The organism is Tahibacter caeni, from assembly GCF_024609805.1.
Classification (GTDB): Bacteria; Pseudomonadota; Gammaproteobacteria; order Xanthomonadales; family Rhodanobacteraceae; genus Tahibacter; species Tahibacter caeni.
This window is the reverse complement of sequence record NZ_JANFVR010000011.1, coordinates 25,069-36,256: the sequence shown is the minus strand read 5'-3', so window position 1 is coordinate 36,256 and position 11,188 is coordinate 25,069. Positions and strand designations below refer to the sequence as shown.

6 protein-coding genes and 1 pseudogene are annotated in these 11,188 nt (G+C 69.4%); 3 read left to right on the top strand and 4 right to left on the bottom strand.

The genetic code is table 11. The annotated features are described in order from the left end of the window. The 3 genes and pseudogenes from NON22_RS02170 to NON22_RS02160 form a co-directional block, all read right to left on the bottom strand. Positions 1–486: pseudogene (locus tag NON22_RS02170) on the bottom strand (TolC family protein); the annotation flags it as partial. Positions 487–537: 51 nt separating this feature from the next. Next, positions 538–915, bottom strand: a complete 378-nt coding sequence (locus NON22_RS02165) for a hypothetical protein (protein WP_257385254.1) — start codon at positions 913–915, stop codon at positions 538–540. Positions 916–978: 63 nt separating this feature from the next. Beyond that, on the bottom strand, positions 979–3,558 hold the full coding sequence (locus tag NON22_RS02160) for a GGDEF/EAL domain-containing response regulator (protein WP_257385253.1): 2,580 nt from the start codon (positions 3,556–3,558) through the stop codon (positions 979–981). A gap of 321 nt (positions 3,559–3,879) precedes the next feature. Here NON22_RS02160 and orn point away from each other — a divergent pair, with 321 nt between their 5' ends. Continuing rightward, on the top strand, positions 3,880–4,446 hold the full coding sequence (gene orn / locus NON22_RS02155; protein WP_257385252.1) for an oligoribonuclease: 567 nt from the start codon (positions 3,880–3,882) through the stop codon (positions 4,444–4,446). Between the two features lie 143 nt (positions 4,447–4,589). Here orn and NON22_RS02150 read toward each other — a convergent pair whose 3' ends face one another. Continuing rightward, a complete protein-coding gene (locus NON22_RS02150; RefSeq protein WP_257385251.1) occupies positions 4,590–5,492 on the bottom strand; it encodes a TerB family tellurite resistance protein in 903 nt (300 codons plus the stop codon). A gap of 144 nt (positions 5,493–5,636) precedes the next feature. On the opposite strand from NON22_RS02150, the gene NON22_RS02145 reads away from it, so the two are divergent. Continuing rightward, positions 5,637–10,622 (top strand): beta strand repeat-containing protein, encoded by a 4,986-nt coding sequence (locus NON22_RS02145; protein ID WP_257385250.1) that lies wholly within the window; start codon positions 5,637–5,639, stop codon positions 10,620–10,622. 201 nt (positions 10,623–10,823) lie between these two features. Continuing rightward, positions 10,824–11,120, top strand: a complete 297-nt coding sequence (locus NON22_RS02140; protein ID WP_257385249.1) for a hypothetical protein — start codon at positions 10,824–10,826, stop codon at positions 11,118–11,120. Positions 11,121–11,188: the final 68 nt, after the last annotated feature.

Sequence of the window (11,188 nt, the reverse complement as noted above, 5' to 3'; positions counted from 1 at the left end):
CGCCTCGGCCGTGCGTGCGCGCTGCTCGCGGTCGAGCTCGGCGATGCGCGCGAGCGCCTGCGCCGCGACCACGTCGAGATAGCGCCGCGCGACCTCGGCCAGCAGGTCCAGGCGCTTGATCGCGCGCGCATTGTCCACCGCGTCTAGGCGCGAGCGGGCCAGTGCCGTGCGCGCAGCACGCTTGTCGCCGCGTTCGAGCACCGAGGCCAGATTGAGACTGAGCTCGGCGCCGCCGACGCCGGCCGCGGCGCCGTTGCCGAACGCGTTCTCGAGCTCGGCGCCGACGGTCAGCGGCGGTTTCTGCGCCGCACGGTCCACCTCGGAGGCGAGGCCGGCGGCGGTCTGGCGGAACATCTTCAGGTCGGGATGAAACGCTTCGACGCGGGCAAACGCCGCCTCGAGCGCGAGCTCGCTGTCCGCGCGCGCGTCGACGGCGACGCCGCACGCAGCGAGCAGGGCGGCCGCGGCCGCCGTTCGCAGGTACATGGGAAGCTCCGGGATTCGGGAATGAGGAACCGGCCGCGGGGCCGGTACGGCTCAGGCGCGAATCGGCGGACGCAGAGGGTCGCTGTCGGGCGCCGGCGCGAATGCGCGCGGGCGATAGGGCAGGACCGCGCACAGCGCCGCGGGCGGAATCAGAGCGGGCGCGACGCCGGTCAGCGCGGCAGTGCCGCAGCACAGGTCGAGATGCAGCAGCGCGTGCCAGCCCTGCGCCGGCGCGTGCTCCTCGGCATCGTCGGCCGGCACGGCAGCCAGGTCGCCCGGTGCGTGCAGGGCTGCCGCATGGGCGAGGTCGTGCATGTCGCGATGCAGCGCGCCGGCCAGCGCGAGCGCGGGCCGCACGACGCTGCCGATCAGGATGGCCAGCAGCAGGAGCAGGCGCAGCAGCGAGGAGGGACGGCGCAGGAACGGCATGGGCGCAGCCTAGCGGCGGTCGCCGGCGTTACACAATTGCCGCGATGCCGCAGGGCACGATGCTCAGCCCGTCGCCGCCTCGTTGCCGCCGACGATCTCGAGCTGGCCGCCGGCCGCGCGCAAACCGGCCTTGGGCCGGCCGACGTAGAAGCCCTGCGCGTAGTCGACGCCGCAGTTGCGCAGCGCGCGCAGGATCTCGGGCCGGTCCACGTATTCGGCCACGGTGATCTTGCCGATGGAGTGGGCGATGCTCGTGATCGCCGTGATCACGGCCAGGTCGACCGGATCGCTGAGCAGGCCCTGCGTGAACGAGCCGTCGATCTTGAGCATGTCGACGTCCAGGTGCTTCAGGTGCGTGAACGAGGAGAAGCCGACGCCGAAATCGTCGAGCGCGAAGCGGCAGCCGAAGCTGCGCAGCTCGGTGATCAGGTTGCGCGCGGCCTCGAGATTGTTCAGCGCGCCGGTCTCGGTGATCTCGAACGCGACCGCGCGCGGATCGACGTTGTACTCGACGAGCCGGTCGGTGATGAAGCGCGCAAGATCGGCCTGGCCGATGGATTGGGCCGACAGGTTGATCGATATGCCGACCGGCGGATCCTGCGGCGACACCTCGCGCAGCGCGCGCAGCGCGTTGCGGATGACCCAGCGGTCGATCTCGCCGATCAGGCTGAAGCGTTCGGCGGCCGGCAGGAAGGCCGACGGCGCGACGAGGCTGCCGTCGGCGTTGCGCAGCCGGATCAGCGCCTCATAGAAGGCGCGCTGCTGCAGGTTGCGGCGCAGGTGCCGCGTCCACAGCGCACCCTGCTGCTCGGGCAGGCTGTCGCAGTCGATCTGGCGCAGCGGCAGTATCGGCTGGAAGCACAGCACGAACTGGTCCAGGCGCAGGGCTTCCTCCAGCCGCGCGCTCCAGCCGAGCTCCAGGTCCATGAGGGTGCGCTGCTCGGCGTCTTCGGCGAACACGTGCACCTGGTTGCGGCCGTGGCGCTTGGCCATGTGCAGCGCGATGTCGGCGTTGGCCATGGCCTCGGTGCGCGAGGGCGTGTGCTGGTCGAGCACGGCCACGCCGATGCTGACGCCGACGCGATAGCTCTTGCCGCCGTAGACGAACGGCGAGCCGACGATCGCGCGGCGGAAGTCGTCGGCGATCGCGTTGATGCGGTCGGGACCGACGTTGCGCAGGATCACCGCGTATTCGTCGCCGCCCATGCGCGCGAGATGGTCCGAGCCGCGCAGGCGCGTGGACAGGCGTCGGCTCATGTCGACGAGGAGCTGGTCGCCGGCGGTGTGGCCGGCCGTGTCGTTGATGTACTTGAAGCGGTCCAGGTCGAGGAACAGCAGCATCGAGACCTGCTCGGTGCGCTTGAGCCGCGCGACCTCCTGCTCGAGCTGGGTCTCGAACCAGGCGCGGTTCTTGAGCTTGGTCAGCGCGTCGTGGCTGGCCTGCCAGCGCAGTTCCTCCTCGAGCATGCGCCGCGTGGAAATGTCGCGAAACGCGACGACGGAGCCTTCGCGGCGGCCGTCGAGGTTCAGCGGATAGACCGTGCATTCCACCGGCATCGGCCGGTCCGCGCGGGTCCAGAACACCGACTGCCAGCCCGGTACCTGGCTGCCCTGGGCGTAGGCCTGGGACAGGAAGCAGGTGGCCGGCGTCGTCGGCGTGCCGTCCTCGAACGCGTAATGGAACAGTTCGTGCGCGCTGCGGCCGATCAGCTCGTCGGTATGGTCGTAGCCGAGCATGTCCAGCGCGGCCGGATTGACGAACTGCACGAGGCCGCGCGCATCGACGCCGTAGACGCCGTCGCCGACCGAGGACAGGATGCTCTGCAGGCGGCGCCGCTCCGCGTCGACCGACTGGCGGTCCTGCACGGCGCGCGCGAGCGAGCCGAGGCGCGCGAGGAACAGCTCGCGCGCCTCGCTCTTGAACAGGCATTCCAGCGCGCCGGCAGCCAGGGACTCGTTGATGACGCGGTCGGAATAGGTGCCGGTGATCGTGGCCGTCAGCACGCCGGCCGTGCGCGGATCGTCCTTGAGCCGGCGCACCAGCACCGGCCCGGGATCGCCGGGCATGAAGTAGTCGATGATGGCGATGTCGAACGGCATGGACTGGGCCTTGGCCCAGCCGTCCTCGACATCGTTGGCGGTCTCCACGACATAGCCCTGCTTCATGAGCAGGCGGCGGAACGCCGTGCGCACGGTCGCCGAGTCGTCGACGAACAGGATGCGCAGATGCGACTGGCCGCCGAGATCGAGATCCTGCAGCCGCGTCGCCGGCGCGAGCAGCTTGGCCAGCGCCTCGGCGCATTCGCTGTAGTCGGACCAGAGCAGCAGCGCCGTGCTTGGCCGCTTCATCATCCAGTTGACCGCGCCGGCGTCGCTGCTGTCGGCCAGCAGCAGCACCGCCAGGTGCTCGAATTCCTCGCGCCGCAGCAGCGCGAACAGCTCGTCGGCCAGGCTGTCGGCGAACTCGGGCCAGCCGAGCACGATCGCGCGCAGCGCGCTGACCGTCTCGCCCTGGCGGCGCAGCACTTCCAGCGCCTGGGCGTAGTCGGTCGCCTCGGTGACGTCGTAGCCCTTGGGCGTCAGCAACGAGCGCACGGCTCGCCGACGTGTCGCCGAGGACTCCAGCAGCAATACCCGGTCCATTCCCCCACCCCTGTAGCCGGGACGCGCGTCGGACGGATCCCGATGGCTCGTCCTGTCCGGCCGCGATCCCACAACCCGCCGCGCCGTCAGGCCGGCGTCGGCCGCCCTTCGACAGCAGGGCTCCACGATCCACGGCAGCAAATCCGCTTGCACGTATCGCGCCGGACGCCGCTGTCCCGTTCCCCGACGGCGTTTCCCCCCGGCCGGCCTGCGCCGCCGGCCCAGGGTATACGCCGGGGCAGAGGGGCGCAAATTGGCCGGGGAGCGATCCGGGTACTACCATGTCGGGTTTCCGCAACGACGCCGAGGAGAGCAGGGACGATGGCCCAGCCGCACGAGGACAATCTGATCTGGATCGATCTGGAGATGACCGGCCTGGACCCGGATCGCGATTCCATCCTGGAAATCGCCACCCTGGTCACCGACCGCGAGCTCAACGTGCTGGCCGAGGGGCCCGAGTTCGCGATCCGCCATCCGCCGGAGCGGCTCGAGGCCATGGACGACTGGAACCGCAATCAGCACCGCAAGTCCGGCCTCTGGCAGCGCGTGCTCGACTCCACCGTCGACCTCGGCGTCGCCGAGGCGCTGACCGTCGACTTCCTCGCCCGCTGGGTGCCGGCCGGCAAGTCGCCGATGTGCGGCAATTCGATCTGCCAGGACCGCCGCTTCCTGCACCGGCTCGCGCCGCGGCTGGAGCGGTTTTTCCATTATCGCAATCTGGATGTTTCCACGATCAAGGAACTCGCCCGGCGCTGGGCGCCCGAGATCGCCCGCGGCCTCGTCAAGGATTCCGCCCACACGGCCCTGTCCGACACGCGCGATTCGGTAGCGGAGCTGCGCTACTACCGCCAGTTCATGGGGCAATTGGCGGGGTTGAGCGGGACGTAATATTGAGCCGGGAATCGGGAAAGCCGTCGAGTCGAAGCCCTAAGTCGCCGGTCCGTGCGGCGAAACCATCCCCACCCGCGCCTTCCCAATCAGGGGGAAGGTTTCTCGCCGTTGCTCCTACGATTCCCGATTCCCGGCCCCACTCACACCAACTTGGCCGTCACCGAATCGAGAAAAGCCTTCTCGCGCGGTTGCAGGCGGCCGTCGGCGGCGGCGAGGCGATAGAGCGCATCGTGCAGCCGGCGTGCTTCGGTGCCGCCGCGCGGATACGTGGCCAGGAAGCGGTCGAGTTCGGCGTCGACCTCGATTTCGCGCTTGCGTCCGCGCGTGAAGGCCTGTTGCGCCAGGTCGCGGGCGCGCGTCGACAGTTGCAGGTCGTCCATGAGCTGGTTGACGAACTCGGCCTCGTGCGAAGTCACGATGCTGTCCACGCCGGCCAGATAGCCGAGCAGGCCGAACGCGACTTCCACCGAGACCGCCTGTTCGGGTTCGAGCCTGCCGCCGCCGAGCAGGTCGCCGATCGAGCTGCCGAGGTCGCGCAGGATGGCGCCGAAACGACTGGCCGGCGCCGGGCTTTCTCCCTGTGTCATGGGATTCTCCGTAGTGGGATCGGTGCGCCGCCCGCAGCCGTCGCGCGTGCGGCAGCGCATGCTGCGCCAGTCCGGCGCGGCTGAAAAGAGGGGGCCGGCCGGAGCGGCCGCGGCGGACGGAAAAATGCCGCATTCGCCGCGAATCGCGGCTGGTACGCGGCCGGACGGTGTGTTACGAATGCGCGATCTTCGCACGTCCGTGCGAACGCATGTGGGGATGCGCCGCGCCGCTGCCTGTCCAGTTCGTCGCGTGGCGCAAAAATCGTGGTTTTCGGTGCCGTTCTTCAGGGGGATCCGCATCGTGTTCGGGGGCCGTCGGCGGGATTCCGGCAGCCGGGGTCCGGGTGTGCCCGGGCGCCGCTGCGCGTCGTCCGGAATCCCTTCGCCGCGCTCACCGCTGCCGCTCGTCGGCAGCGGCGCACCGTCGCGTCGCTCGCAGCGCGCGAATGCCCGCATCCGCACGGCGCAGCGGCGCCGGCGCCGCTGCGCCGTTTCCGAATCTTTCCGGCACTCGCGTAGACGCTGCCTGCGGCGCGGACCGTCGTGGTCCGGGCCATCGTGCAGTGATTCGACAAATGAAAAATGGAACAGGGGGTTCGCATGAACAACAGGCTTTCATGGCTCGCCGGCCCGGCGCTCGTGCTCGCCGCGGCGGCGGCGCAGGCGGGCACGGTCGCCGGTGTCGAGGCGGTGACGTCGGCGGCGATCAAGACCACGGTCGCCGACGAGGCGGCGGAGCCGATGGCGCTGCCGGTCGCGCCGAGCGTCGCGAGCAACTACGCGTTCACGACGACGACGACGGGTTCGCTGGCGGACATGAGCAGCGGCACGACGCAGCTGCTCGCCGCCAACGTCGACGACGCGGCGTCGACCTTGACCGGCATCGGCTTCGAATTCGTTTTCCAGGGCGCGCGCTACACCCAGTTCTCGGTCAACGACAACGGCGTCCTGCGCCTCGGCGCGCCGGCGCAGGCCGGCTCGCCGCACCAGCCGCTGGCCCAGGCCGGCTTGCCAATCATCACGGCCTACGGCGCCGACCAGCGCACGCATCTCGGCGACGGCAAGGTGCATTACCGCGTCGGCGGCAGCGCGCCGTCGCGCACCCTGATCGTCGAATGGCTGAACACCCAATCGAATTTCAATGCCGGCGGCACCGCGGACCTGACCTATCAGGTGCAACTGCACGAAAGCACCGGCGTCATCGACTTCGTCTACGGCCGCATGAGCTTGAGCGCGGCCGGCGCGTCCGATGTCGATTCCAACGATCCGCAGATCGGATTCTCCTCGTCCAACGTCGCCGGCGCCGTCGGTTCGGTCGCGGCGCCCCAGGCCGGCGAACCCGCGTTCGACGGCGCGTCGGCCACGGCGACCAACAACCTCTACACGGCCGGCGCGATCACGGTGCTGACCTCGGCCGCGAACGGTTCGCGCCGCACGATGACGTTCACGCCGCCGCCGGTGACGGCGTCGCCGGCCGACCTGACGTTCAGCAGCATCGGCCCGGGTTCGATGACCTTGAACTGGACGGATTCGGGCAACGAGCTCAGTTACGCGATCTATCGCTCGTCCGACGGCGTCAACTACACCGCGTTCGGCACGGCACTGCAGAACGCGACTTCGTTCGATGCCACGGGCCTGCAGGCCGTGACCAATTATTTCTGGCAAGTCGTCGCGATCGGCGAGGGCACCGCCAGCGTGCCGCTGACGGGAGTGCAGGCGACAGTGGCGGCCGGCAGCGTGAGTTCGACCGCCGTCGGCGGCAACTGGAGCAGTCCGCTGACCTGGGCCGGCGGCGCGGTGCCGACACCCAACGACGCCGTGACGATCGGCGCCGGCGCGACCGTCGTCATCGATACGGCCGCCGTTGCCTATTCGGTGAGCATCGCGAACGGCGCTGTCCTGCGCTGGGATTCCGCGACCGCACGCACGCTCGTCGTCGACGGCCCCATCGTCAACGCCGGCGTCTTCGACACGCCGGCGACCGGCGCGGTCGCGACGCACATGCTGACGGCCGGCGCCGATCTGATCAACGACGGTACGCTGGATTTCAGCACGAACGCGAACGCGGCCGCGGCCGGCATCACATTCGTCGGCCGCGAGAACAACCGTTTCGGCGGCAGCGGGGCGACGACCGACGTGCGCACCCTCACGATCAACAAGAGCACGGGCACGACCAGCGTGCTTGTGCTCGATGCGGCCAACTTCACGGTACAGGGTGTCGCAACCGACGTCGCCGCGTTCGTGACCCTGATCAACGGCACGTTCAAGCTGTCCGGGAGCTTCCCGCTGACCAGCCGCCTGTTTGCGCCGGCCGGCTATATCGTGCCGGCAAGTGCGGGCTTCTGGCTCGACAATCCGAACGCGACCGTCGTCGCGCAGAACGGCTCGCCGACGGTCAACGGCCGCCTGCGCATCAGCCAGGGCACCTATAACGTCGGCACGGCCAGCGGCAACTCGCTCGGTTTCGGCGCCGGTTCCGCGATCACGATCGACGGCGGCGCGGTCAACACCGCCGGCCGCTTCGGCGTCAGCCTCGGCGGCAATCTGATCAGCTACACGCAGAGCGGCGGCACGATCACCGTGAACACGGCCGGCAATGCGTCGTCGACCCTCGCCTCCTACGACCTCGGGCAGAACACGTCCTCGACGATCGCCATCAGCGGCGGCACGGTCGTCGTACAGCTGGCGAATACCTCGGGCACGCCGCGCGATTACCGCAACCAGGCCGGCGCCGGTCCTGCGAGTGTCACCGGCGGCACCGTGCAGTTCGGCAATGCGGCGTCCGGCGCGGCCAAGGCCTTCACGGCGGTCGGCGTGCTGCCGGACGTCGTCGTGGACACGGCCTCGGGCAATCATTCGGTGGCGATGCTCCTGCCGGCGGTCTACAACAACCTGACGCGCAATCTCACGATCAAGGCCGGAGGTACGTTCAGTACCGGCACCAGTGCGTTCCTGTTCTACGGCGACACGATCACGAACGACGGCACGTTGAACAGCAGCGGCAGCGGCACCCAGTTCATCCTGTTCCGCCCCGCGACCAACGTGCGGTATCAGGGCAGCGGAACCGTGACCGCGCCGATGGTCAGCCTGAGCCTGCAGAACGATCTCGATTTCACGATCGATCCGGCCGCCAGCGGGATCATCGCCAACCGGGTCAATTTCTTCAGCGGCCGCTTCGTCAACGCGAACAAGCTGACCCTGCGCGGCGGCAGCCTCGGTCCGGCGACGGTGCAGATCGGCGGCGTCACGACGCCGACGGCCGGCGGCAGCTTCGACGTCACGCCGAATTTCGATTTCAGCACCGGCACGCAGTCCGTGCTGTATCTGCGCACGACGGCTCCGTGGACCACCGGGACGGAAATCAACCCGCTGCGCACCGTGGAAGGCCTGCGCTATGACGATGACGATGCTACCCATGCGCTGACGATCGGCGGCGGCGACCTCACCGTGCGAACCACGCTCAGCCTGACCAACGGCCGCATCGTCACCGGCGCTTCCAGGCTCGGCCTCATCGCTGCCGCGACGACCGCGCGGACCGCCGGCTACGTCGACGGCAACCTCGTCAAGGTGCTGAATACGGCGGCGTCAAAGACGCTGGAACTCGGCACGGCCAACGGGTATTCGCCGGTCGTCGTCAACGTCACGGCCGCCGCCTTCCCGGTGACGCTCGAAGGCACGGCCGTGCAGGCCGTCATGCCCAATTTCGCGCCGGCGGACAAGGCGATCGCGCGTCACTGGCGCATCGGCGCATCGGCCGGCACGACGGCCGATCTGACCTTCGGCTATCTCGACACTGACGTGCCGATCGGGGTGACGGAAGCCGATCTGCATCTCTACGACGGCACGCCGAACCCGCCGACCGTCTTCAGCGATCTCGGCGGCACTCTCGACACCACCTTGAACACGGGCACCATCGCCGGCATCGCCGCGTTCGGCTCGTTCACGCTGGCCGAAGCCGGCGGCGGCACGGCTGCGGATCTGCGCATCAGCAAGACCGACGGCGCGACGCAAGTCGAAACCGGCGAGACCGCGACGTATACGATCACGGTCACGAATCCCGGCACTGTCGCGGTCGCTGCAGCCACTGTCGACGACGTTCCCGGCGCCGACCTGGCCTGCGGCGACTGGACTTGCGCCGCGGCCGGCGGCGCTGGCTGCGGTGCGGCCTCGGGCACGGGTGTCCTGTCGGACGTGCCGAGCCTGCCCGCGGGCGCGACGGTCATATACACGCAGCAATGCGCCGTCGCCGCCGCCAGCGCGGCGAGCTCGGTCGGCAATAGCGCGACGGTCGCCCTGCCGGCCGGCTTCATCGATCCGACGCCGGCCGACAACTCGGCCACCGACACCGATGCGCTGGTCCGTCTCGTCGACGCAGTCATCACGAAGACCGACGGCGGCACGACGGCGTATCCGGGCGCGGCCGTCACCTACACGATCGTCGCGACCAACGGCGGTCCGAACACGGCGACGACGACGGTCAGCGACACGTTCCCGGCGGCCTTGACCGGCTGCAGCTGGACCTGCGCGGCAGGCAGCGGCAGCTGCGGCGCGGCCGGCGGCAGCGGCGATATCGTCGACACCGGCAGCATCGAGTCCGGCGGTACGCTGACCTATACCGCCAGCTGCACGGTCTCGCCGGACGCGGCAGGCACCTTGACCAACGTCGCGTCCATCGCCGTCGGCAACGGCGAACGCGACACCGATGCGGCTAACGACACGGCGACCGACGTCGACACCATTGCGCCGCTGCCCGATGTGGCCGTCAGCATCAGCGACGACCGCGAGTTCGTGCGCATCGGCGATTCGCTGGACTACGTCATCACGGTCACGAACGCAAAGAGTCCGTTGAGCGCCAGCGCCGTCGTCGACGACGTGCTGCCGGACGGTCTCGGCAACGGTTCCTGGACCTGCGTGCCGTCCGGCGGCGCGACCTGCGCTTCGGGCAGCGGCAACACGCTGCACGATGCGGCGACTTTGCCGGCAGGCAGCCAGGTGTCCTATGTCTACTCGGCCACCGTGCTGCCGGGCAGTCTCGACGGGCGCATCGCCAACACCGTCACTGCGACGGTCGCCGGCGACCCCGATACGGCCAATAACACGGCGACCGACGACGACGTCATCGTGTTGTTCGAGGACGGTTTCGAGAATGCGCCGGCGATGTTCGTTCCGGCGGACGCCGGCAGTGCGAACGGCTACGTCACGGGCCGCCTGCGCGTCGATCCGCAACTGCTTTCGGGTCTCGGCCTGAAGCCGGTCGCGGTGGTCGGCGGGGTCGACGGCCGCGGCGCCGGACTGTTCGCGCTGGAGCTCGCGCGCTTCGACGGCCAGGTCATGCTGCGCAGCGTGCTGCGCGACGCGAACGGGCTGGCTGAGCGCAGCGCGTGGTTCGCCGTCGACCCGACCCGCAACGCGATCGAATTCGCCTGGCAGGCTGCCGGCGCCGATGCCGCCGACGGCTATCTGCGCCTGGCCGGCGGCGCCGCGTCCCAGCTCAGCGGAGAACGTCCCGAGCGCGCGAGCCTGGCCGGCTTGCGTCCGTTGCGGCAGCAGGGCCTGGCCTGGGTCAGCCTGATCGGCGGCAACTGACCCACGATCGGCGTTGACGCGTGCAATGAGCCCGGGTTCGACCCGGGCTCACTTTTGCAAGCGAGTAGACGTCGCAGCCGGCGGGCTCGGGATCCGCATCGCGCTTCATCGGCGCGCAGCACGGCGCGGTGCCGTGCGGACCAACGGGCATGCATGTGTATGATCCAGCTATCGGCAGCTCCTCGTTGCGATTCGCGACCCATGCTCAGCAACGTCCTTTTCTGGCTCGGGGTTTTCGGCATCGTGCTGAGTCATGTGCTGCGCGGTGTCCTCGTCGCCAGGCTGCAATCGCGTCATCCGCAGCTCTACCGTGAACTCGGCCGGCCGTCGCCGGTCGGCCGCTTTTTTACCTTCGTGTCCAGGCTGCGCCGTCGCGCCGATTTTCCGGCGCTCGACATGACCGATCGCCGCCTCGCGACAGCGTTGAGCCTCCTGTCCGTGCTGATCCACGTGCTTGCTGTCGGTTTTCTCGTTCTCACGTTCAGCGCGCAGGGGTAGCGTCCGACTGGACGCCCCGGAGCCGCACAGGTCCGCGCCGGGGCAGACCAAGGTCTCGGCACGAGCGG